Below are 24,026 nucleotides of genomic sequence, written 5' to 3'. Positions count from 1 at the left end.
CATTCGATTATTAATTTTTATAGTAAGCCAATTTTTCTTATTTTTTCAACAGCTTCTTTTCTTGATTGTACTTGTAGTTTTTTGAAAATCTTTGTTAAACGATATTCGACTGTGCGTAAACTGACAACTAAATTTCCCGCTATTTCTTTATTTGTTTTTCCGTTGGCCACTAATTTAAGCACTGCTAGTTCATTTTTTTGGAGGTCATATTGAATGAACTGATTCATTATTTCTATTTTGTTCTTTTGGCTTTCTACTAGTTTTAATTGTCGTAATAATTTCACTGGTATCATGGCATTCCCATCTAGAGCGGAGCGTATTGCCATAATAAGATTTTCCTTAGAGGATGTTTTGCTAACAAAGCTAGAAACATCTGATTTTATTAAAATATTGAAAAAAGGTTCAATGTCGTAGCCTGTGTAGATAATTTTAATTGCTTCAGCATTTAATTGTTCCACTTCTTTTACTAATCCTTGATCATTTAAAAAGGGCATGTTTACATCAAATAATAATATTTCAAATGTTTGTTGGGAGAGGGCATTCAAAGTCTCCTCACCAGTTCTTACAACTGTGACATGGAAATCTACCTCTTGTTCTAATAATAATTTTATACCTTCTCCAACCGCTTCATGATTGTCCACTACTAAAATATTGATCAACTTATTACCCTCCCTTAATTAAAATGGACTATTTTTTATAAAATGTTATTTATAATGCATTATACCCAATTTTGGTCTCGAAAGGGATACAATCCATACATAGTTTTAAAGAGAACGTGTTTTATATACTGAAAACGGATTATTTCAAGGTAATTAAAAGAGAAGGGTGTACAACAAATTGTAGATAATCGAGAGGGTTATTTTGTAATGAAGAAAGAGTAAAGCGATTTAGATTTTACACCAGCAGATTTTTTGCTTCTATAGCTTCGTTTTATCTAGTTTTCAAGAAAAAGGAATTTGTCTTCACTAACTATTGAGACAAATTCCTTTGATGGTTTTTTATTTCGTGAAACGACTTAGCCTAAAGAGAGATAAGTCCTGTTTACTCTTTCCATGTAGGGTAAGATCAGCTAATACTTCACCAACCGCGCTACTAAATTTAAAACCATGTCCTGAGAAGCCCGCTGCAATGATTATATTTTGATGCTCTGGTAAAAAATCAATAATGAAATCTTCATCTGGTGTCATCGAATATTTACATGTTTTTCCGAATTTTAACGCACCGTGCTGAGGCATAAACCGATTAATAAAGTTTTGTAAATCTATTGCATCCTGTTCGTCAAATGGGCGTAGCGGATCGTTTGGATTGATAGTCTCACCGCCATCATGTCTTCCAAGCTTCAGACCTGCCCCATCAATACTTGGAAAACCATAGTATGCGGAATCAGCAAATTCAAAACAATAGGCCGGGAAAATATCTTCACGATAAAGCTCCTCATCAGCCTCAAACCATGCAAATGTTTTTCGAGTCGGTGTTACAGGGATGGCGATGTCCATTGTTTGTAGTAACTCAGTTGCCCAAGCACCAGCTGTCACAATTAAATGTTTAGCTTCGTATGTATTATTTGCTGTTTGGACACGGACAATTTCTCCAGCTTTGATGTTCAGCACTTTTTCATTTGTATGTAAGGTTGCTCCTGCCTCAATGGCTAATTTTTTATAAGCACTAATGCAGGCTTCTACACGAAGGACACCAGCAGTAGGCTCAAAGCAAGCAACAAAGTTTTCAGGTAAGGATAATCCAGACCATTTCTCCATTGCCTCAGCCGCAGAATACTGCTCTAATGCTAAATCATAGAGCTTTCCACTAGTTTTTACATTTTGAATAAAAGTATGGGTCTCTTCACCGACATTTATTACACCTGTTTGTAAGAATAAAGCTTCATCCGTTAACGTTTCAAGCTCTCTCCATAATTCACCTGCTCTTTTAACAAAAGGTACATAGCTAGCACCTTCACCATACGCAAAGCGAATAATTCGTGTTTCCCCATGATGACTACCTTCTTCGTGAGGAGGATTAAAGGCATCAAGCATCAAGACGTTTTTTCCTGCTTTTGCTAAATGATAGCCAGCTGCCATCCCCATCGATCCTGCACCAATTACAATCACATCGTAAATCATTTTAATCCCTACTTTTTTACTCTAGTATAACAAAATAAAAGGAGGTTGGACAGAAATTTCAGAAAATATTTAAACTTCTTTCAACGGGTGTCTAAACACCTGTTGAAAGAAGTTTAAGCCTCCGGCGGATGTCATGGAATAGGAAAGGAATTCATATAGGATGTTAGCCTAAGATCATCGCATTCATGCGATAACGGCTAACTGACCTGCGTCACGCAGGCCTAAGCACAAAGCCGATTCCGGACGCAATTATGCCTAGGCATAATTGATATAAGAAAATGCACAATTTCCTAATAGAGTAGGAGTATTGTGCATTTTAGTTAAAAAGCTATTTCGTACTAGGTAATACTTTGTTTAACAATATGGCTACTATAGCAGCTGTTGCTATTGGAGAGCCGAATAAGTATTGAACTGTTGTTGGTAATGAGTATAAGAAATCTTTAGGAAGTAATGTTAGAGCTAATGTTAAAATCACTGGCACTGCGATTACATACATTTCCTTTTCACCAATGTTTTCATTTTTCATTACTTGTAAACCACTGATGGCAATAATGCCACAAACGATAACGAATACACCACCGATAACTGCTGAAGGAATAGCAGAAATAAGAGCAGCTAATTTACCAGAGAAGCCGAACAAGATAAACCAAAAACCGGCAGCAATAAAAACACGTCGGCTTGCGATACCTGTAATCGATATCACACCTGCATTTGTTGAATAGCCAGTGACAGGAGTTGAGCCTAGTAATGATGCGATGAAACAACCAATTCCTTCGCCAATAACGCCTCGATTAATTTGTTTATCAGTTAATGGTTTATCGATGACGTTACTCACTGCAAACCATGTACCTGTTGTTTCGGCCATTAAAACGATATAAATAATCACCATTGTAATGATGGCTGAAAAATTAAACGTGAAGCTAAAATCTACAAATGGAATTTGAGGCATACTAAACCATTTTGCTTGTGATACAGCTGATAAATCTAAAACACCCATAATATTTGCAGCAATACAACCTGCGATTAAAGCGATGATTACTGAAGCGATACGAAATACGCGGCCTTTTTTATTAAAAACAGAACCTAGCATAACGCAAAGGATTAGAACGATAGCTGAAGTTAAAGCTAAATTGATGTTTTGGTTAATAGATGCACCTGCCGCATTAAAAATGTTATTACTTAAACCTACAGGCATTAATGAAAGACCGACCACAAAGATAATTGTCCCTCCGACAATTGGTGGAATGAACGTTTTCACGATTTTATTGAATATACCTGTAAAACCTAAAATAATAACTAAGATGGCACCGACTAAACTTGCACCTAGCACAGTGCTCCAACCAAGATTTCCACTGCCACTTGCTGCATAAATACCTACAATGGCACCGATTGGAACGTATGAAGGACCTTGTGCTATCGGTAACTTCATGCAAAAGTGAGTTTGAATAATCGTTGCAATCCCGGCCGCAATGAAGGTCGATTGAATCAATGCGCTTGATTGGCCTGATTGTAGACCGATTAACATGGCAATTAAGAAAGGTACTACGTAGACATCCATCGCCATGACGTGCTGTAAACCAAGTAAGGTAGATTGACCGAGTGATACCTTTTCATCTGGTAAAACTGTTAACTGCTGAGTTTTCATTTTATCGTTAGCTAATTTGTTATGTTGCGTTTCCACTAAGATGTACACCTCAAAATTGTAAAATTTAGAATTTCTATTTATGCTCTAGCGTGAACCATATTTCCTTGTACCCAAATTTCACGGATATTTTCAGGGCGCACAAGATACATAATTTTTTGGAAGATATCCTGTAAATCTTCCTTGCTATCAAAAATAGGAAGTTTTGCAGAAGGTATGTTAGTATCGATGATTTGTACATCCCACGTGTAGTTTTCTTGTAATCGACCAATTGGTAGGCTCAAGCTTTCTCCACCACCTGCTGTTGCTAAATAAAATGCTTCATTAATCGTAATACGTGAATTTGGTACACCTCGTTTTTCAGCAGGAAGAGATGTATCGACACCGTCTTCTAGCATTCTAGATGACATGACTGCTTGTCTAGCATTATCGAATAGACTAGGTGAGAAACCGCCAGAAATATCTGACCCTAATCCGATATCTACGCCTTTTGCTTGGAAGCGAGCAATTGGAATGACGCTATTTGCAAAGTAAGCATTAGAAATTGGACAATGACCAATCGCTGTGCCTGTTTCAGCAAATAGCTGTGCATCATCATCATTTAAGAAATTGCAATGTGCCATTACAGATTTATCACCTAATAGACCAAAATCATGTAAGGCAAAGGCATCATTTTTCTTAAATCGTTCCTGTACGTAGCCATGCTCCCAATCGCTTTCACTACAATGTGACTGGATATGTGTATTGTGTTTAGCAGCTAATTCTCCTAAACCTTTTAAAGCATCGTCTGTACAGCTTGGAATAAATCTTGGTGTTACAACTGGATAAACACCTTGTTTCGTTGATTTAGCTAATTCCTTCACAGCTAAAATAAATTCTTCTGTATCTTTTAGTGCAGTCTGAGTATTTGCATCTCGATAATAGTCTGGATTTTGTTCAGGATCATCCATCACAACTTTCCCAACTAGACCTCGTTGCCCTTTTTCAGCACAAATTTTCGCTAATAGCAGGCTTGCTTCTTTATGGACAGTTGCAAAATAGAGCGATGTAGTCGTTCCGTTTGCAAGAAGATTACTTACTAAATCTTCATAGACCTCTTGTGCAAACTCTATATCGGAGAATTTGGATTCGATAGGGAAGGTGTATGTGTTCAGCCAGTCATAAAGTGGAATATCTAATGCAGTTCCAGCTTGTGCCCATTGCGGTGCATGTACATGCAAATCGACAAAGCCTGGTAGGAAATATTGTCCGTCAGTTAATTGATGAAAATTTTTTTGAAGCTGATATGTAGTTAGCAAATTTTGATAATCTGGATGCTCAGGAGCTACTGTTTTCTCAATCATCCCGTCAGCATTAATGAAGAATAAATAATCCTTTAAAATTTGTACTTCAGTAGGAGACTTACTTGAAAAAGCTGTCCCTTTGAAAATTAACGTATATTCAGTCATAAAAACCACCTTAATGTTCGTATATTGATGAATGTATGGATTATTATAGGTCATCAAAACTGTTTCGTCTATAAAAAAAACGAATATTAATAGGGGAAGCGCAGACTTTTTGAACAGATTTCACTATTTTTTTACAACTTTTACAAGCATTAAGATGAATCATTGCTAAAAGTTAGGATGACATTTGTAAAGCGTATGCCATTTAGTTGATTGGTGTGGAGATTCGGCGATTCCTTAGGGATTAGCATTAGAGGAACGAAGGCTAAAAGCATCACGTCTTATGATAAGGCCTTCGTGCCCCCCCAGACGCACTCAGGAAAGAGCCCGGCCAGAGCGGATATCAATCCCATGGTGATGAGATTATGAGATATAGTACAATTTTTGAAAATAAAAAAACTACACATCATTTCGTTATTGTACAAATTTTGTGTAGTTCAAACTTTTGAAAAGAGGCTGTTATGAAATTGAGTTATTGATGATGTTAATAAAAGTATTAAAGGTCGAAGAGGTATTTTGTTCATTTTTTCTTGTGCAAAGATAAATAGGACGCTGGATATCGATGTCTTTTATAAACACTCGTGCTACTTGCTGTCGCTGAATAAAGCTAGAAGCTGCGATGGATGGAGCTAGCATCGTACCATATCCAGCTGCAATGGCGTAAATGGATTCATTGATGCCGTCCAGTTGTAGCCCTACTCGTGGTGGTGTGACTTTATGAACCTTGCATAAAGCGTTTAAATATTCTTTCGTAGAGCTACCATCTTCGCGTGAAACAAATGGCTGCTGCATTAATTCCGCTAATGTCACTTTCTGTTCTGCCAGCGGATGACCATATGGGACGATAAACCAATAATCGAGATTCATGAGAAATTGGTAATTAATATCTGGATGATGACCATCCTCTTTTACGATAAAAGCCATATCGGCCTTATAGTGAAGTAATTCTTCAATAACCTGTTGGGAATTAGCGGTTTTTATGTGAATATTAGTTGTCGGATAGGCTTGTTTATATTTTGCGAGCCATTTTGGTAATAAAAAATGGGATGGAACATGGGTAGAAGCAATTTCTAATTCCTCATTACCTGTGTTTTTTAATTGTTCTAGTTTGTTTTCAATATCCAATTCTAAATCAAATAGTCGCTGAGCCTGTTTAAATAAAAATTCCCCATGCTGTGTTAAGGTAATTCCTCGACCTTTTGATTCTAAAAGCGTTAAGCCTAGTTCTTTTTCCAAATTTCTCATTTGAATGGTAACGGCAGGTTGACTAATCATTAGAGCTTGCGCTGCCTTAGAAACACTATTGAGCTCAGCTACTTTTGTGAATAATCTAAGAGCATGTAAATTCATTATGTATCCCACCTCTTATAAGAATTTTTTATCCTTTTATATAAATTATATATTAGATTTATTAATTTTCACTCTGTATCCTTTTAATTACAAAAAGTTTTTAGGGGGTGGGGGACATGATGAATCGACAGCACATCGGAATTTTATTTGGTGGAGTGCTATTACTTGTAGTGGCAATGGGGATTAGCCGGTTTGCATTCACACCAATATTGCCATTTATGCGTCATGATGTTGGGTTTTCGTTTGAAGTTGCAGGATTTTTGGCATCGAGTAATTATATTGGCTATTTCATAGGCGCTTTGTGGGCAGGATTTATCAATCGCCAAAAGAAGAACTTTTTATTGTTAAGTGTTGTTTTGAATGTCCTTTCTGTTGTTCTTATGGGAATCATTGAAATATATAGTATTTGGCTTGTGCTTCGTCTGATTGCGGGCATTACAGGGGGACTTATTTTTGTATTAACATGTAGTATTATTATGGATTATTTAGCAAAGCATTCACTTACACGATGGTCAGGCTATTTATTTGGTGGTATCGGATTAGGAATTGCTATTTCAGGTTTATTAGTCCCTGCTATTGAAGCACGTTTTGCTTGGCAAGGTACATGGATCGGCTTAGGGATTTTATCTGCTGTTTTTTTAGTGATAACATGTATACTTTGGCGAGATTTGCATGTACAGGATAGTGTGAAATCCGTAAAATCCTCTGATACCAAAATGACAAAGGGCTTTATGCCATGGTTGATCGTCGCATATGGCTTTGAAGGGTTAGGCTATATTATCACTGGTACTTTTTTAGTGGATATCATTCATAATATTCCCTCACTGCAAGCATACTCTTCGTATAGCTGGGTCATTGTAGGGGTAGCGGCCATACCATCAGCACCAGTTTGGACAGTGTTATTAGAAAAGTTTTCAGCAATTAAAATTTTGTTTGTGGCATACATATTGCAAGTATTCGGCATCTTGTTACCAGTATTTTCACAAACAGTATGGAGCGTATTATTATCGTCATTTTTATTCGGCTTAACATTTGTAGGCATTGTGACGTTAACGACGTCTTATGCACGTCAACTATTCCCAACACAAAGCGGTCCAGTCGTATCATTGTTAACAACATTTTATGCCTTTGGACAAATTATCGGACCAATTATCGCGGGTCAGCTTGTGGCAGTTTATAGTAGCTATAAGGCGGCGCTTGTATTTGCAGGAGTCATCGTATTTTTTGCATTGATTGTCATGTTATGTGGAAGATGGATCACTGTTAAACGACAGTCCACCTTAGACAATGTATTGCCTATCAAAACTCAATCCAGTTCTTAAATTAGAAAAGCCAGAAATCTGATTAGAGATTTCTGGCTTGTGTTTTTACTAAAGATGGCGACCTCTATCTACATAATATAAAAAAATAGGATGTGCGCAAAAGACGTATTTACTATTTTATGAAGGAATGAGGGAATAGAATCAGCGGTTTTTAATTTTTTATGTTGAAAGGATAGTAAAATAGATGGTTTTGGATTAAATATTAGCTAAAAGTTGACTTTAAAAGGAATTATTCATTATGTTTAGGTAAACGAAAATTTGGGGGGATATTAGGTGGATAAGCGTGAGCGAACAAAAGCACAAATATTAGTAGCGGCAAAAAATGTTTTTTTAGCAAATGGATATAAGGAAACGACAATCAAGTTAATTGCCAAGGAAGCAGGGCTAGGTTACGGGACGATTTATTCTCATTTTAACCTAGGAAAAGAGGAAGTTTTGGCAACTTTAATTGAGGATGTCATGAGTCCATTCTATAAAATTGCAGAACTAAATTATACGCCGAAAAATAAGCAAGAGGCTTTTAATTTTACGTTTAAAAATACATATAATTACTTATCCTTGGCAGTTGAAAACAAGGAAATATTTAGATTGATTCATGAAGCGAAAGGAGTGTCCCCGTTAATTGGGGAGAAATGGGAATCAATCACGGATCAATTTATTATAAGGGTGTCAGCCAACGTAGAAATTGTTCGACAGCTGGGGCTGATTCGCAATGAAAATTATCATGCGGAGGTTATTGCGGGTTCGTTGTATTACATTGGAGAGCGGTATTTATGGAAAATTATTTTGGGCAAAACGGACATTCCGATTGAGGAAATTGCGCGTGATGTGGCAACAATGTATACGTTCGGTTTGTTTAAATAATTCTGTTTAAAGTGTAAAAAAAGCTAAATAATAACAAAATTAGCTAATGACGTGGCGTCGGTTCCTTGCCTATAATTAAAATAACGATATTAATAATAAAAACGATATATGGGAGGAATTGAAATGTGGTTAAATCAGTCATGTTTAGAGGGCGGAGTTGAAATGTGGTTAAATCAATCATGTTTAAAAATTGACACCGCGTCAGTTTTGAAGGAAGATTGTTCGCTTTCAGAAACTTTCTTTAAAAGAACAGCCACAGATGAGCAATGTATCGAAATGTATAAACATATGGTACAAGGAAGAATCTTTGATGGGATTGCATTGAAATTTCAACGCCAAGGTAAAATAAAAACATATCCGCCAATTAGAGGGCAAGAAGCGGCACAAGTTGGAAGCGCTTACGCATTGAATTCGAATGATTGGATTTATCCTAGTTACCGAGATATTGCGGCTTCATTTGTTCACGGGATGCCTATCGATAAGTTCTTTTGTTACACAATGGGTAAGATGGCTGGGCAGCATTTAACTGATTTATCTATTTTTCCTATTCAAATCGTTATTGGAGCGCAATTTTTACATGCGGTAGGTGGGGCATGGGCTAGTAAATATAAAGGGGAAGATAGTGTTTCGGTTGCTTATATGGGTGATGGAGGTACCTCTGAGGGCGATTTCCATGAAGCATTAAATTTTGCGGGTGTATATAAATTACCAGTGGTTTTCTTTATTCAAAACAATCAATGGGCAATTAGTAATCCAATTCATAAACAAACCGCTAGCCAATCAATCGCACAAAAGGCGTTGGCTTATGGGATTACAGGAATTAGAGTAGACGGCAATGACGTATTAGCAGTTTATGAGGCAACGAAGCTTGCTATAGAAAAAGCTAAAAATGGAGAGCCTGTGCTGATTGAAGCTGTTACATTCCGCCAAGGACCGCATACAACTGCAGACGATCCGACGAAATATAGAGACCAAGCTGAAGTTGAGGAATGGCTGACAAATGATCCTATAGAAAGAATGAAAAAATTTATTATTACAACTGGGCTATGGGATGAGAGGCAAGAGGAGGAGCTGTTAAATGACTGCGAAGAAATCGTTTTAAAAGCTTATGAAAAGGCACTTACAATCGAAAAGACAACGATTCCAAAAGTACTAAGAGCAACGTATGAAACAATGCCTCAAAACTTAGTAAGACAATTGCAAGAAAGAGGAGAGGTGTAATGATGGAGATGACAATAGTACAGGCAATCAATACATGCTTAACCCAAGCAATGGAAAATGATGAAACAATCCTCTGTCTCGGTGAGGATATCGGAAAAAATGGAGGAGTTTTCCGTGTGACGGATGGGCTCATAGAACGTTTTGGAGAAAGGCGTGTAGTTGATACACCGATTGCTGAGTCTGCAATTATCGGAGCTGCAGTAGGTTTAGCCACTAGAGGACTTAAACCAATAGCAGAGATACAGTTTTTAGGATTTATTTATGAGGCGATGGATCAAATGGTAGGACAGGCCGCACGCCTTCGTTCTCGAACGGAAGGCACAGTTACCGTGCCACTGGTTGTTAGAGCACCGTACGGAGGAGGGATTCATGCACCTGAATTACATTCAGATAGTTTAGAAGCATTGTTTCTGCACTCACCAGGTTTAAAGGTAGTCATGCCAAGTACGCCTTCCGATGCTAAAGGGTTACTCGCAGCGGCGATTAAAGATCCAGACCCAGTATTGTTCTTAGAGCCGTTGAAGCTATATCGAACGATAAAAGAGGAAGTACAAGAAGAATATTATGAAGTGCCTATTGGTAAGGCGTCGATTGTTCAAGAGGGGGAGCATGTGACCATCGTTACATATGGTCCAAGTGTCGTAACGGTTAAACAGGCAGTAGCTCAATTACAAGGGCAGGGTGTGTCCGTGGAAATCATTGATTTACGAACAATCTCACCTATTGACTATGAAACCATCATTCAGTCGGTAGATAAAACTGGCAGACTAGTCGTTGTTCATGAAGCGGCAAAAACAGGCGGTGTAGGGGCGGAAATCGCAGCAGTTATTGCCGAAAACTGTATGTATGCTATGCACGCACCGATTTTACGTGTCACAGGTTATGATACACCGTACCCAGTATCGAGCATTGAGGCAGAATGGATGCCAACCGTAGCGCGCATTGTAAGTGCAGTTCAAAATGTCATGAAAGAATAGGGAGGGATAGTAATGTATGATTTTTTACTCCCTGATGTAGGGGAAGGTTTACATGAAGCAGAAATTGTTGGCTGGTTTGTAAAGCAAGGGCAAAAAGTAGCGATTAATGAGCCGTTAGTTGAGGTTCAAACCGATAAAGCCGTTGTAGAAATTACAGCTCCAATTACGGGGGTAATTGAGAAGCTTGGGTGCGAGGAGGGAAATACCATTAAGGTAGGTAGCCTGCTTTGTCAATTTAGTAAAACCTCTGATTCGTCACCAACTCAGAAAACACAGCCACTTGGAGAGAAAAAAGAGAAGAGTATGCCGGAAGAAAAGATTGAATTTTCGGTATTAGGAAGGGTGAAGGCAGCCCCTTCAGTTAGAAAAGCAGCGCGCACTATGGGCATTAATATTGAAGAAATACAAGGAAGTGGACCAAACGGACGGGTGTTGCGATGTGATTTAGATGAACATGCTAAACAATCATCATCCGCGATAGCACTGGCTCAAAACAAGTCAAAACGAAGTGAAGATGAAGCTAATGAAAATAAAATCATCCCTATTCGTGGCTTGCGTAAAGCAATCTTTGAAAATATGCAAAAAGCCGTTTCCAAAGCAGTATTATGCACCGGAATGGAAAAAATTAATGTGACGAATTTAGTGACTTTTAAGAAAAGTGTTCAACAGCTGCCAGAAATGAAGGACAAAAAACTAACTTACTTACCTTTTTTTATTAAGGCAGTTGCGACAGCTTTACAGGAACATGAGCAGTTTAATGCCAAGGTAGATGAAGACCAAAAAGCACTTGTGATTTTACCTTATATTCATATTGGTGTTGCAGTTGCTACTTCAGACGGTCTACTTGTGCCAGTGATAAAGCATGCAAATAAAAAAAGTATTTTTGAAATTACAGAAGAGCTAGAAAGCTTATTGGCAAGGGTTCTTTCTAAAAAAGCAACGGTTGAAGATTTAACAGGTAGTACTTTTACAATTTCTAGTACAGGTAAGGACGGGGCGATATTTGCGACGCCGATTACTAACTATCCTGAAGTAGCAATCTTGGGCTTTCATAAAATTGTGAAAGAGCCAATCGTAGTAGAAGATACGATACAAATTGGCCATTCCATGACACTGTCTTGCACATTTGATCATCGTGTTATAGATGGCGAGCCAGTAGGTGCATTTATGCGTAGTGTGGCAGGCTATTTAGAGGAACCTGTACGTTTTTTACTATAGTTCAAAATGATAGATGCTAGCCAAAGCGATTTCTGTTGTTCTGCGGTTGTAATATGCAAGCGTTCTAAGACACATAAGGAATGCTGATTTAAGTTATTTTTCAGCGGGTGTCCAAACACCTGTACCTGTCGCTGTGCTTTCGGCACAAAAGACATCTGCTGAAATAGAACTTCACATCCTGTGAAACGCCTGATTGACCAACATCATGCTGTTGCCGCTTCGCTTTCGTGCAAAAACTTCTGTTTGCCTAAAACTCCGGGCGCAATTATATCGAGGCATAATAGATAGGTGGAAGATGGATCACTGTTAAACGACAGACCACATTAGACAATGCATTGCCTATCAAAACTCAATCCAGTCCTTAAATTAGAAAAGCTAGAAATCCGGTTAGGGGTTTCTGGCTTGTGTTTTTACTTAAAAGGTAATGTTACAATGCTATACTGAAATGAGTGAATAGTATGGCAAGAACAGTAACGACAAACGCTGGAATCAATATACAGAATTTCATAGTCCTCAAATTAAGAAAATAAGGAGCGGAAACATTTACGCATATATCATGTCAGTGAGGAAAGTGATATAACAGTATTTCACGCACGATTACATGCTGGTATTATACAAGTGAAGCAATACAATATCCTATTGCTAAATTTGAAGTAGCAAATCTATTTGAGGAAATGGTTAAACGTAATGTTGAATTACGCTTAGTCGATAGCCTATGGAACATCCATGATGAAATTCAAAAAACAACATTGAATTGGTCGATGTGCAGAATGCGATTTGCGCAACAAAGAAAATAATTAGTAAAGCCTCGTAAACGATACTATAGCGTTTACGAGGCTTATTATATTTAGACAGTAAGCACTAATGGGATACTCGTAATATCAATCAATTCACTATCTTTATATGTAAATATGTATTCATAGTTAGCTGTTTCTTCTAGCATTTGCGGTAAGTAATATTTTAAATCTGCTATTCCTACATTTTTAGGATGGAAAATCCATGATAGATCTTTCCAATCTAAAATGCCTTCTGCAACTTTAATCGGTGTCACATATTGATAGGATTCTGGCAACTCAGCAATAAAAGCATACATACAACCAAAGTCAGTCATTCCATCAGTCCATGTTATTTTTCCTTTGAATGTAATATCCGGCAGTACAATGCCCGTTTCTTCCTTAATTTCTCGTAATGCACCAGCCAGTGGAGTTTCATCTTTCTCAATCTTTCCACCTACACCATTCCAAGCCCCCATCCATTCAGGAAAATCCCTATTCAACAATAATATTTGGTCACCCTTCTTAAGAAAACAAATTGTGAATTCAACCAAGTCTTTTTCCTCCTTTTTAAACGATGAAATGAAAATATAGATAATAAATAGTAGCACAACCCAGTGAAATGGTTGCCCTACTAATAATAATAACTGGTTTTAAAAAATCAATATTAGATAATAGAGTAGGTAAAGGAGGTAACATAAGCCATGTAAAAACTATTGACAGACTCTTTTAATAAGCTAAAGTTTTACTTATACGATATTGCTAAAAAACGAGGTGCACATATGATTTTAATAAGTTCTTGCTTAGCAGGATTAAAGGTACGTTATAACGGAACAGATAGTTTAGATGAAAGAATACAAAAACTTGTGTTAGAAAATAAGGCCGTAACTGTATGCCCTGAACTTATGGGAGGTTTTTCAACGCCTCGTGAGCCTGCTGAAATTGTTGGTGGAGATGGTGAAGATATTCTTGATGGAAAAGTGAGAGTAGTTGAAAAATCTGGCCGTGATGTCACGGAGCTTTATGTAAATGGCGCATATGTAACTTTACAGAAAGCACAAGAACTAGGTGCGACTAAAGTTATTTTAAAAGAGTATAGTCCATCCTGTGGCAGTGCAATGATTTACAACGGGGATTTCAATGGTACAAAATTAGTTGGCGTTGGCGTAACAACTGCATTACTAAGAAGAAATAATATTGCGGTCTTTTCTGAAGAAGATTTTTTCTCAGAAGTTACTGAAGTTAATCAATACACTTGATGATATAGATCGAGAAATATTTATAATGAAGTTGTCATTGGAGTGAACTCAAAGGATATTGCAGCTCAGGTTGGTTTATTCGCCTCATCAAATCATCGGAAAATGTAGGTGAACAAACCGAAGAAAAGGTTGCATTCGGTAAATCAGTTACTAGAAACTTACCAATGGAAGTAGTCAATTATAAGGAATTAACCCTTGCACCGATTGTAATAAATCTACAAAAATAATGGGTAACGAACAAAATATCTTCTTTAACTCAAAATGTTAATAAAAAAGTTGCTCTTTTTTATTGAGCAACTTTTTTTAAAGTTAACTTATTGAAATTCTAGAAAATTTGGTTTCTCAGGATAGTATAGATCCTTACGTAAGCAGACATCCCGATGGGTGAGCGTTTCGCCTTTAAATCGAATCCAAATTTCATCATCTGCCATTACACCATGTGTTTTCCTCACGATGCCCCAGCGATTATAGGTTTGCATATCTAGTGAAGCCAGTAATTCTTTTGCGTTGACCCGAGTAGGGGGGAAGGTTCTCCATTTTAGCCAACGTTCCAGTTCTTCTAAGGTTATATGCCCCTCCATCGTCGGTGAAAATTGCTTGTTAAAATCTTCAATATAGTTAATGACATATGGTGTGCCACCATCAGACGGTTTTAACTCAACGTGTGCAATAATGTCATCCATCCACATCACATCAAAAGTCATGTAATCAATCAATAGCTTCACTTCTTTCTATGAATAAATGTTTCAAAACTGGATCACGCAACTGTGAAAGTAATACTTCCTTAGCACGTCCAAAATCGTACGGTGATTTTTCAATTGTCGCTACTAATTTCTCCTTATCAATAAAGGGTGGTCCTTCGTAAAGAGCAAGTTGTTTTGTGAAAGATGAATTCAGTGGTTTTGCCTTTACTTTTCTCTTTAAAATCGTTAAAGGTTTGCCAGGTGGATAGTCTTTTTCATCAGATAATAGGCTAAGCCCGTTATCGAAAATAGGCGCTAGTTCCCAAGTTTTTTCTTTTGGATCGTATAAAAATAAAATATTATTTGTATGCCGATCTTCATTTAGAATAAAGGCATCAAAAGCGAATAGTTGTGCAATTTGATAATGTACAACGAGTCCTGTATACTGCTCAACCTGAGCCATTAATTGTTCGAATTTTTCTTTAGTAGAAAGTGTTTTGTTATTTGTAATAGAGTCAGTAGAGCTAAAATTTGCTTCAAACAAGCGCTCAAGTGTCACTTCCTGTTTTGTACCACGAAAATCGAGTGAATAGCAGCCTTCAAATTGTTCACCGTCAGCCAATTGAATGATACATGGCTGATAGATGATATATTTAGAGCGATCAAGAGTTGAGCATTCAAGAATAAGGGAAGCTAATACTTCTGCTTGCCCCTCATAACCTCGTGTATTTTGTTTGACCCACTTATTGCCGATACGCCATTTCGATTGATCGCCTTTACTAGAGGTACTAATAATATGTTCAGCATTGATAGGAATATGAACTGTTTCCATGTCATCACATCCAATCTAGTTTGAATTTCTTCTATTATATAGTGGCAACATCATTTAACGCACGAAAAATTCCCAAAAACCATGTCCAAAGCTTTTTCATAAATTATTTTGTATTTACCTGCTCAATTTTTAATCCGAAAATTTGGGGCGGTTCAACCTTATTCATTTGTAAATATGTAGATATTTGTCCACGATGATGGGTTTCATGTTCGGGAATCGATATAAGTATTCTCCAAGCACTTACTTCATGACCATGAAGGGTTAAAACCTTTTTTAACAACAAATCGTTGCCAATTTTCAATAAACCCTCTGTTAATTTAACTTGGCATGACTCTAAATAGTTTGAAATATCCTCAAGAGAAGCTCCCTTACTAGTATCATGTCCTGCGTACGTCCACGAGCCGTCTTCAAATATTCCGAGGAACATTAAACGAGATGATGCAATATGTCGCAATAAATCACCTATAGAAAACTTATCTTCAGAAGGCTTCCAATCTAAAAGTTCATCAGGTATTGCCTTGATATATTGCATCGTTCTTTTATGAACACCATCTAAATATTTTACATACTCCCCTATGTCATGAATCATGTCTTCACTCTCCCATTTTTTTCTCACTTTCATTACTTATATTCTTAATTTTTCGAAATTATCCTCTTGAGAAATTTAAATAATAGGAAGAGTTAATGTAAATGTTGTTCCTACATTTTGCCTATTCTTAAATGAAATGGAACCATTGTGAGCCTCCATAATATGCTTGCAAATAGATAATCCGAGCCCGGCTCCTTCATTTTTCACAGCTGTCTCCCTTGTAGCTTGAGCACCTCTGAAATAGCGTTCAAAAATAAAAGGCATATCTTAAGGCAATATCCCATTACTATTATCTATTACATTAATGTATAGTAATTGATTTTCAATATTGATATTCGTAAAGATATCTTTGCTATATTGCTCTGTTAAGTTATTCGATACCATCGCAATCCGGGAGAGAAAGGTCAAGAATAATAAAGTCAGGATAGGTTTCTTTCATATATTGGACTGCCTCATGACCAGTATTAACGATATGAGGTTCAAAATGGTTGACGCTTAAGTAGTCCTTTATGATATTTGCAATAGCACTTTCATCTTCTATAATTAGCACCTTGTTTTTTTTTAACCATAAGAACTCTCCTTCTTTAGAAATTTACCTCCTTTTTCGATTTGATAGGAGGAAGAACAACATGATGACGAAGCTTGCATAGACGAAAATCCAAGCAAATCGCCAATAAAAAATGGTCGGTATTGACGTTATTGAATCTTCTGAAGTCATCATTTCCAATGAAAGACGGACAGGTGGAAGCAGCCAAATTAGTCCCTTGATCTGCAGAATTGACTCTTTTAAAGTAGCGATGACGACAGATACAATTAAAATGGCAAGTACACCCCACCAAGTATTTTGCTTGTTTTTAACGAGTTCTCTCGTAAAAATAGCTGAAAGTGCGATAGCTAGTACAGCTAAACTAAAATGAGAGAGAAATCCTAGTAATTGATGTATAAATTTTGGTTTTTCTCCAAAGGCGCCAATTAGAGTAGGGTAGATCACTGATACACAGCTTAAGAATAAACCAATGAGTACACAAATTATAAAAATTCCTAAATTATATTGTGTGCGACTTTTGGCATGAAGTGTTGTTATTACTTTTTGTCCTTCGTCTTCGGCGTGAAATAGTGTCACTGTAAACCATCCCATTAGAAAAAAGAGAATAATAGCTGTAAACGAATAGCTATTTAATATAGGATTTGGGGTAAAGGTATAGTTGACAACGAGACATAAAATAAAAATTGAAAAGGGTGGAACATATTTATAGGTCCTTAAATAATTTATAAAATGATAGCGCAATAAACTAGTCATGGCAGCGTCTATTCCTCCTTAAAAATGGGTATAAAATTGTTCCTCCTTCTGATTAATTGGGATTAATTGTTTAATAGAGGCTTTTTTCTGTAGGAGATCCAATAATACTTGATCAGTATCTTCTGTCTTAATAACGGTAATGACCTCATGACAACCATTATTTAAAAGACTTTGATGTTGAATTTTAAGAAAAGGTAATAGGTTGTCCAATAATTTATCACTGGATATTTCAAAAATTAATTTATTTTTCTTTATATCATTTTTATTGAATGATTCAGCTTGAATGACCTTATTATTTTGAATAACAAGTACTGTATCAACAAGATGTTGCAGTAATTTTGTTTCGTGACATGTTAAAACGATACTTAACCCTTTGTCCTTTAAAATAGAGAGAGTTTCTTCTAAGTCACTTTGGGCCTTAGGATCGAGTCCTGATAACGGTTCATCTAAGATTAATAGATCTGTGTCTTCAAGCATTGCCTGCATAATCATAATCTTTTGCTTCATACCCTTAGAAAAATTAACAATACGAATGTTACGAGCATCCTGTAAATGAAATAATTCAAGTAACTCATTTATTTTTAGCTGTAGTTGTTTTTTGGCCATGCCTCGAATACTGCCCATATGATAAAGATATTCTTCAGGCGTAAACAAAATATGTGAAGGGGTCACTTCTGGCACATAGCCAATTTTTAAAGATTGTCGATGTTTCACTATAGAACCACTGTCAGCATCGACTAATTCCGCAATAATTTTAAGAAGGGTACTCTTACCTGACCCATTCTTTCCTACTAGGGCTATAATTTGATTGGCACAAATAGAAAATGTAGCATTCTCTAAAATTTTCTTACCTCTATACTGTTTAGAAATATTCTGTATTTCCATAATCGTATTCATCTTTACACACCTTTATTTTTAGGCTTTTTAACTTACGATGTAAAACATTTAACTACTAACTGTAAATTTAGTATAGATGAATAGTAGCTCCTTTGCTAATAGAAAATTGGTGTTATTTTCTATTTTTGGGTAGTTTGTGACCTATCAGCATAACGTGGAGAGTTGATTTCCGTTCCGGCCGGGGCTTTCCTGGAGGCGTCCGATGAGCCGCCGTTGTTGCTGTCGCTGCGCTTTTGCACAGATAAAACCCAGTTGCTGCCGCTACGTTGCACTACACTTTCGCACAATAAACATCCGCTGAGCTGCATGGTCTCGTCTGTGACGCTAATTCCCAAGGGGACGCCCAGCCTCCACTCCAATCAACTTATAGAATGACTATGTAAAAGGTTCTGCCTAATTTTTGAGTAGAACCCCTATGTTTTAACACTAATTAATTAAACTCGATACTAAAATAAAGGAAATAATTTAGGGAAATACCAATTAAGGTACAATATTTTATTACTTGTTTATTTTCACCAATTATATTTTGCTGTGTTACAATTAAGAGCGTAAATACCAGATTATTAAGATGAAAAGTTCTAATTGATTGAAATTATTTTATTCTTAATATTGAATGGAGTGAAATCTATGCAACGATTTCTAAATGATTTGTTAGGAGCAATAAAAGATAATATAAAACTTATTGGTTATTTTTTTCTGGGGGTATTTTCAGTAGGAGCTTTCATGTATGCTGTTACTTTTGTTATAAAATTTATAATTGGAGATTCTTTTTTAAATTAAATAACCCCTAGAAAAAAATCTAGGGGTTACGTATGAAATAATATAGAGTCATACATCCGAATTAATTTAGCTCAAAATAAAAAGACCAAAACGTCGTCATAGTAAACGGTTTAAACGTTAATTCCGCTAATTCTGTATTTAGAGATAGTTTTTTTGTAGCAATACCGTTTGATTATAAAGATCGATATTTTTTTAAACTTATAATATTTAATGTAATAAATACAAGGGCGAAGCAAGCAAGAATTACTAAATCCACTAGAATTTCACTAAAGGAATATCCTTTATACATAACCCCGTTCAATGCGGCTGCGGCATAGTATAGTGGCATAATACGCCCAATATTTTGCAGCCACTCCACCATATTATCAAGTGGGAAAATACCTGAAAAGAAAATTTGCGGTACAATGACTAGCGGAATAAATTGCATCATTTGAAACTCTGATGATGCAAAACTTGATAAAAGAGCTCCTAATGATAATGATACAAGTGCGACGACGATATTGATTAGTAGCACAAGCCAGATGGAGCCAACGTGTACGATATCAAGGACATAAACCCCGAATAGAACAATAATGGTCGTTTGAATAAATGCAAACAATCCATAACCAATCATATAACCAGCAACAATTTCAGAACGTTTAATCGGTGTCGCTAGTAAGCGTTCCAATGTCCCTGAAGTTCGTTCTTTTAACAACGCTATACCTGTAATTAAAAAGACGAAAAAGAAAACAAAGAAGCCTGTCAACATCGGGCTAAAAATATCAAAAATAGCGGTATTTTCATCGCCATATACATACTCAGTTTTCAACTTCATCATTGCAGATTGTTCTGGCTGCAAAACTTGAGAAAGCTTCATCTTTAAAGCCTTGGCTGTAGACGGATCATCATTTAATAATGTGAGCTTCAATTGAGTTTGATGAAAAGCTAACCAGCCATCATATTTTTCATCTTTTAAACTGGCAATAGAAAAATCATTTTTTTCGATAACATGAAAATCCGCTTCTTCAAGCTTTTTAATGATTGATGCAGGACCATTTGATACGACTAGTGTCATTTCAGGTTCGTTACTATTAAAAACAAAATACATTAACGAAAGCACAAGAAGAGGTGCAAAAAATAATAAAGCGAGTGTACGTTTATCACGGATCATTTGCTGCATAATTCTTGTAACAATTGCGCCGATTCTCATAGTGCTTCACCTCCAGCCTTTAAAAACACTTCATCAAAGTCTTTTGCTTGATAATGAGCTTTCAAATCATGTGGTGTTCCATGCGCAATGATATGACCATTGCGTAGCATTGCCAACTGGTCACAGCGCTCAGCTTCATCCATTGCATGTGTCGTTACTAAAATTGTTTTATGCTCATCGTTTTTTAAACGAATTAACTCCTGCCAAATTTCCTTTTTCAATACGGGATCAATACCAACCGTTGGCTCATCTAAAATCAACAATTTTGGGTTTTGGATAAGGGCAATTGCAAGGGATAATCTCCGTTTCATTCCGCCAGAATAATTCAACACCTTACTATTTAAATCATCCGTTAAATGAACAAGGTTTGCAGCATAATTGACACGCTCCGCACGCTCTTTTTTTGATAATCGATAAAGCTTAGCAAAAAAATGAAGGTTCTCTTCACCGGTTAAATCCAAATACAGCGCATCAGATTGTGCCATATAGCCGATATCAGTCAGTAATTGCTTATGAGGGACAGTATAGTTTAACACTTGAATACTACCATTATCGGGCTTAATCATTCCCATAATCATTTTAATTAACGTCGTTTTCCCACAGCCAGAAGGACCAAGTAAGCCAATAAGCTGTCCCTTTGGAATTTCTAAGGAAAGCGGGGCAATTACTTGTTTTTGATGAAACTTTTTTTCAATGGAGTTTAATGAAATTGCATTGTTTCCCATATATCCATCTCTCCTTTACTGAACACAGTGTTGATACCTGAAATTTTAAGGCAGTGGATTGGAAATTACAATAAACAGATAACTAAAAAGTGTTAAGTGATTTTGGATTTCAACATTTTCAAGCTAGATGAAATCAGACTACCTAAGTCAAAAAGACTTACTAATACCACCAGAATTCATTGGAAATAGTAAGCCGTTTATAAATAACCATTTTACTAAATTAGATTGATAGAGATAAATAATGAGGAATGCCGATAAATAAGGTAATACTGTAATTACAAACTATTTGACCTTGTTGTGATCATTGAGGTAACGGCTTCGCTTTCGCTCAGACAAAACACATTGCTGTCGCTACGCTTTCGCACAAAAAACATTTGCAGGCCTAAGCACAATGCCGATTCCAGACGCAATTATGCAGTGGCATAATTGATCAACATCGCTAAATACTAATCAGAATAAAGTGATAATACAATGGGGGGTTCTAAATGTCTATTCACGATATTATGAATTTCGAAACCAAACGAGCTATAAAAAATGCATTACTTATACAAATAGAGGAAGTAGGTTTTGAACGAATAACAGTAAAAAACCTTGCTATTACTGCAAACATTAATCGAGGAACTTTTTATTTACACTATAAGGATAAATATGAAGTGATAGAGGATTTGCAGCAGGAATTATTAAATGAACTTGAAAGCTATGTAAAAAACGTTCAACCGCTAGATGCCTTTCAGACGATAAAAATAGGTCAACTTTATCAGCCGTTTATAGCAGTGTTTAAATATATTAAAGAGCATGCTAAAGCCTTTCGAGTTATATTAGGGGAGCAGGGGAGCCCTGCTTTTAGTAAGAGGATGAAGAAAGTTTTTAGTAATCATATTTTGGACAGAATCTCTGTTATTCGAGAAGAAGGACTTGATCCAGAGTTTCAACAATATTTTGAAGCTTTTTTAACATCCGCGATTTTAGGTGTTATTCAAGAGTGGCTAAATAATGGAGATGAGGTTTTAAATGTGGAGGAGTTAGCAATGATTCATTTTCGGTTATTGCGGTTCCTTGGTGATTTGGCATCTTTGCAGCAATAAGTTATACAAGAATCTGCTTGCTACAAGAAAGCAAGCAGATGTTTACATTTATAAGTACAAATCACGTTTAACAAAAATACGAATAGCCAACATATAGCATAGCATCCCAATTAAAAATAAGGTTCCTAGCATCCAAATAGACGAGCTATTTTGAGTCATTAATTTCTCAGGTGCAAACAATGAATAGATGGTAAAGTACTTAAGCTTTTCTAAAGAACCACCCATATTACTAAGCGCTTGAATTAAATAAAAAAGAATTGGAATTCCTGTACTATACGCATAAGAGGTTCTTAAATCCTTGCTACTACAGGATACAAAAAAGCAATAGCCACTAATGGCAAAGTGTAAGAAAAAAAGACCGATATTTAATGTCAAAAAAGCACTTATATCCAATTTATTTGGAAAAAGAATCTCTGAAAATAGGGCTGTTACCAAAGTTGTTACTGAGAGCAGTGTAAAGATGCTAGCAACTAAAAAAAATGCTTGGGTGAAAACAATTTTAAAGCGTGTATTCGGTGTCGCAATTAAGTATGCCATTGAACCATTATCGATATAGCCCATAATTAGTTTATTTGCCGACATAATGATGAAAACTAACGGTAGAATAAGCAATAAAAATCCATACAAATAGGTTGATAGAAATTCAATTAACGTATTACCTATGTTACTCATACCAAATGCTGACATTAATTCAGGCATTGTTTCGGTAAGCTTATTAAGAGTATTGCTCATCTCAGGGTTATACATATAGACAATACTAATGATATAGAGCATTAATACAGCGAGAATGATACAAAAAAGTTTAACAGTAGCTAGCACCTCGTGTTTTAGCAAAGTAAAGTTCATGATTTTGTACCTCCTCTTTCGTAGTAATGCATGAATATATCTTCAAGTGATTGTGAAATGATATCGAGGTCATTAATTTTATAGTCTGCTAATGTATGAAGTAATGTTTGGACATTACCCTGAACTTTGATAATGGCTTGTGTTGGCCCAATTTGTTCAATTTTAAGTTGCTCTCCTAAGAAACGAGATAGCTCTTGCTCGTTTTGAAATTCAATTAAAAACTTTTTAGATTTTTGTTTTTTTAAGTCTGCAATTGTTTCCGTTGCAACAATTTTCCCAGCATTAAGGATTGCTACACGGTCACAAGTTTTTTCAATTTCTTCAATCATATGAGAGGACATGAATATTGTTGTTCCTTTTTCTTTTTCAGCTAAAATAAAATCGATAAACTTTGTTTGTATAAGAGGATCTAATCCACTTGTCGGTTCATCTAAAATGACTATCTCAGGGTTATGCATAAATGCGCAAATGAGACCAAGTTTTTGCTTCATACCTTTTGACATTTTCTTAATAAGCCCAGTGGCATTTAATTCAAAATATTGCATGAGTTCATTAGCTCTTGTTAAATCATGTAACCCTCGCATTTGGGCAATAAATTTGATAAATTGTTGTCCAGTCATTTTATCGATAAACGCAATTTCCCCAGGTAAATAGCCTACAAGTTTTTGAATTTCAGCCGTAGATTGGCGACAATCTAATCCTTTTATGAAACACTGTCCTCCTGTGGGTTGTAAGAAGCCCATTAAATGCCGTATTGTAGTAGATTTACCGGCACCATTTGGACCTAAAAATCCGAACACTTCACCTTTTTCGATTTGTAAGTCCACATTCTGTACACTATAAAAATCCCCAAACTTTTTAGTTAAATTATTGACCTCGATCATTGCCATACAATTCACCTCTTGGACT

The 24,026-nt window shown here is 36.2% G+C and carries 26 protein-coding genes; 9 read left to right on the top strand and 17 right to left on the bottom strand.

What is annotated here, in order from left to right:
- Nucleotides 1-17 precede the first annotated feature (17 nt).
- The 5 genes from ACYQ73_RS01675 to ACYQ73_RS01655 all read right to left on the bottom strand — a co-directional run bounded on the left by ACYQ73_RS01675 (nt 18) and on the right by ACYQ73_RS01655 (nt 6,557).
- Nucleotides 18-659 (bottom strand): response regulator transcription factor, encoded by a 642-nt coding sequence (locus ACYQ73_RS01675; RefSeq protein ID WP_460010862.1) that lies wholly within the window; start codon nt 657-659, stop codon nt 18-20.
- 339 nt (nt 660-998) lie between these two features.
- Nucleotides 999-2,120, bottom strand: coding sequence for an N-methyl-L-tryptophan oxidase (solA, locus tag ACYQ73_RS01670; protein ID WP_460010861.1), 1,122 nt, complete (start codon nt 2,118-2,120; stop codon nt 999-1,001).
- A gap of 328 nt (nt 2,121-2,448) precedes the next feature.
- Nucleotides 2,449-3,801, bottom strand: coding sequence for a uracil-xanthine permease family protein (locus tag ACYQ73_RS01665; protein WP_460010860.1), 1,353 nt, complete (start codon nt 3,799-3,801; stop codon nt 2,449-2,451).
- 41 nt (nt 3,802-3,842) lie between these two features.
- Nucleotides 3,843-5,210, bottom strand: a complete 1,368-nt coding sequence (gene guaD / locus ACYQ73_RS01660) for a guanine deaminase (RefSeq protein WP_460010859.1) — start codon at nt 5,208-5,210, stop codon at nt 3,843-3,845.
- 456 nt (nt 5,211-5,666) lie between these two features.
- Nucleotides 5,667-6,557 carry a LysR family transcriptional regulator gene (locus tag ACYQ73_RS01655; protein ID WP_460010858.1) on the bottom strand — a complete coding sequence of 297 codons (891 nt, stop codon included), beginning with the start codon at nt 6,555-6,557 and terminating at the stop codon, nt 5,667-5,669.
- Between the two features lie 116 nt (nt 6,558-6,673).
- Here ACYQ73_RS01655 and ACYQ73_RS01650 point away from each other — a divergent pair, with 116 nt between their 5' ends.
- The 6 genes from ACYQ73_RS01650 to ACYQ73_RS01625 all read left to right on the top strand — a co-directional run bounded on the left by ACYQ73_RS01650 (nt 6,674) and on the right by ACYQ73_RS01625 (nt 12,956).
- Nucleotides 6,674-7,879, top strand: coding sequence for a YbfB/YjiJ family MFS transporter (locus ACYQ73_RS01650; protein WP_460010857.1), 1,206 nt, complete (start codon nt 6,674-6,676; stop codon nt 7,877-7,879).
- 273 nt (nt 7,880-8,152) lie between these two features.
- Nucleotides 8,153-8,743, top strand: coding sequence for a TetR/AcrR family transcriptional regulator (locus tag ACYQ73_RS01645; protein WP_460010856.1), 591 nt, complete (start codon nt 8,153-8,155; stop codon nt 8,741-8,743).
- Between the two features lie 123 nt (nt 8,744-8,866).
- Nucleotides 8,867-9,964, top strand: a complete 1,098-nt coding sequence (gene pdhA / locus ACYQ73_RS01640; protein ID WP_460010855.1) for a pyruvate dehydrogenase (acetyl-transferring) E1 component subunit alpha — start codon at nt 8,867-8,869, stop codon at nt 9,962-9,964.
- Nucleotides 9,964-10,941: an alpha-ketoacid dehydrogenase subunit beta gene (locus ACYQ73_RS01635; RefSeq protein ID WP_460010854.1), complete on the top strand. Its 978-nt coding sequence runs from the start codon at nt 9,964-9,966 to the stop codon at nt 10,939-10,941. Before pdhA ends, ACYQ73_RS01635 begins: the two co-directional genes overlap by 1 nt.
- A 12-nt stretch (nt 10,942-10,953) precedes the next feature.
- Complete coding sequence (locus ACYQ73_RS01630; protein ID WP_460010853.1) at nt 10,954-12,159, top strand: dihydrolipoamide acetyltransferase family protein; 1,206 nt, start codon at nt 10,954-10,956, stop codon at nt 12,157-12,159.
- A gap of 584 nt (nt 12,160-12,743) precedes the next feature.
- Complete coding sequence (locus ACYQ73_RS01625; protein WP_460011502.1) at nt 12,744-12,956, top strand: DUF6886 family protein; 213 nt, start codon at nt 12,744-12,746, stop codon at nt 12,954-12,956.
- A gap of 50 nt (nt 12,957-13,006) precedes the next feature.
- Here ACYQ73_RS01625 and ACYQ73_RS01620 read toward each other — a convergent pair whose 3' ends face one another.
- Nucleotides 13,007-13,486: an NUDIX hydrolase gene (locus tag ACYQ73_RS01620; RefSeq protein WP_460010852.1), complete on the bottom strand. Its 480-nt coding sequence runs from the start codon at nt 13,484-13,486 to the stop codon at nt 13,007-13,009.
- Between the two features lie 228 nt (nt 13,487-13,714).
- Here ACYQ73_RS01620 and ACYQ73_RS01615 point away from each other — a divergent pair, with 228 nt between their 5' ends.
- Nucleotides 13,715-14,191, top strand: a complete 477-nt coding sequence (locus ACYQ73_RS01615) for a 2-thiouracil desulfurase family protein (RefSeq protein ID WP_460010851.1) — start codon at nt 13,715-13,717, stop codon at nt 14,189-14,191.
- Nucleotides 14,192-14,505: 314 nt separating this feature from the next.
- Here the strand turns inward: ACYQ73_RS01615 and ACYQ73_RS01610 are convergent, their stop codons facing one another.
- From ACYQ73_RS01610 to ACYQ73_RS01580, 7 genes are all read right to left on the bottom strand, one after another.
- Nucleotides 14,506-14,880 (bottom strand): hypothetical protein, encoded by a 375-nt coding sequence (locus ACYQ73_RS01610; protein WP_460010850.1) that lies wholly within the window; start codon nt 14,878-14,880, stop codon nt 14,506-14,508.
- A 19-nt stretch (nt 14,881-14,899) separates the two neighbouring features.
- The gene (locus tag ACYQ73_RS01605; protein WP_460010849.1) at nt 14,900-15,706 is read right to left on the bottom strand and encodes a hypothetical protein; all 807 of its coding nucleotides are present in this window, start codon (nt 15,704-15,706) and stop codon (nt 14,900-14,902) included.
- Between the two features lie 103 nt (nt 15,707-15,809).
- A complete protein-coding gene (locus ACYQ73_RS01600; protein ID WP_460010848.1) occupies nt 15,810-16,322 on the bottom strand; it encodes a DinB family protein in 513 nt (170 codons plus the stop codon).
- A 48-nt stretch (nt 16,323-16,370) separates the two neighbouring features.
- Entirely contained in the window at nt 16,371-16,559 is a 189-nt protein-coding gene (locus tag ACYQ73_RS01595; protein WP_460010847.1) for an ATP-binding protein, read from the bottom strand.
- A gap of 106 nt (nt 16,560-16,665) precedes the next feature.
- Nucleotides 16,666-16,845 carry a response regulator gene (locus ACYQ73_RS01590; RefSeq protein ID WP_460010846.1) on the bottom strand — a complete coding sequence of 60 codons (180 nt, stop codon included), beginning with the start codon at nt 16,843-16,845 and terminating at the stop codon, nt 16,666-16,668.
- A gap of 42 nt (nt 16,846-16,887) precedes the next feature.
- Entirely contained in the window at nt 16,888-17,433 is a 546-nt protein-coding gene (locus ACYQ73_RS01585) for an ABC transporter permease (protein WP_460010845.1), read from the bottom strand.
- A gap of 180 nt (nt 17,434-17,613) precedes the next feature.
- Nucleotides 17,614-18,480, bottom strand: coding sequence for an ABC transporter ATP-binding protein (locus ACYQ73_RS01580; protein WP_460011501.1), 867 nt, complete (start codon nt 18,478-18,480; stop codon nt 17,614-17,616).
- A gap of 639 nt (nt 18,481-19,119) precedes the next feature.
- Between ACYQ73_RS01580 and ACYQ73_RS01575 the strand changes: the two genes are divergently transcribed.
- Nucleotides 19,120-19,272, top strand: a complete 153-nt coding sequence (locus tag ACYQ73_RS01575) for a hypothetical protein (RefSeq protein ID WP_460010844.1) — start codon at nt 19,120-19,122, stop codon at nt 19,270-19,272.
- Nucleotides 19,273-19,444: 172 nt separating this feature from the next.
- Here the strand turns inward: ACYQ73_RS01575 and ACYQ73_RS01570 are convergent, their stop codons facing one another.
- Together ACYQ73_RS01570 and ACYQ73_RS01565 are read right to left on the bottom strand one after the other, a co-directional pair.
- Complete coding sequence (locus tag ACYQ73_RS01570) at nt 19,445-20,461, bottom strand: ABC transporter permease (protein ID WP_460010843.1); 1,017 nt, start codon at nt 20,459-20,461, stop codon at nt 19,445-19,447.
- The gene (locus ACYQ73_RS01565; RefSeq protein WP_460010842.1) at nt 20,458-21,186 is read right to left on the bottom strand and encodes an ABC transporter ATP-binding protein; all 729 of its coding nucleotides are present in this window, start codon (nt 21,184-21,186) and stop codon (nt 20,458-20,460) included. Before ACYQ73_RS01565 ends, ACYQ73_RS01570 begins: the two co-directional genes overlap by 4 nt.
- A 485-nt stretch (nt 21,187-21,671) precedes the next feature.
- On the opposite strand from ACYQ73_RS01565, the gene ACYQ73_RS01560 reads away from it, so the two are divergent.
- Nucleotides 21,672-22,271, top strand: coding sequence for a TetR/AcrR family transcriptional regulator (locus ACYQ73_RS01560; RefSeq protein ID WP_460010841.1), 600 nt, complete (start codon nt 21,672-21,674; stop codon nt 22,269-22,271).
- A 48-nt stretch (nt 22,272-22,319) separates the two neighbouring features.
- Here the strand turns inward: ACYQ73_RS01560 and ACYQ73_RS01555 are convergent, their stop codons facing one another.
- Both ACYQ73_RS01555 and ACYQ73_RS01550 read right to left on the bottom strand, forming a co-directional pair.
- Entirely contained in the window at nt 22,320-23,117 is a 798-nt protein-coding gene (locus tag ACYQ73_RS01555) for an ABC transporter permease (protein WP_460010840.1), read from the bottom strand.
- Nucleotides 23,114-24,001, bottom strand: a complete 888-nt coding sequence (locus tag ACYQ73_RS01550) for an ABC transporter ATP-binding protein (protein WP_460011500.1) — start codon at nt 23,999-24,001, stop codon at nt 23,114-23,116. The genes ACYQ73_RS01555 and ACYQ73_RS01550 overlap by 4 nt, the downstream gene beginning before the upstream one ends.
- Nucleotides 24,002-24,026: the final 25 nt, after the last annotated feature.

This window comes from Lysinibacillus sp. CTST325, from assembly GCF_054665055.1.
The sequence above is the reverse complement of the archived record's forward strand: the minus strand, read 5'-3'. Positions and strand labels throughout refer to the sequence as shown.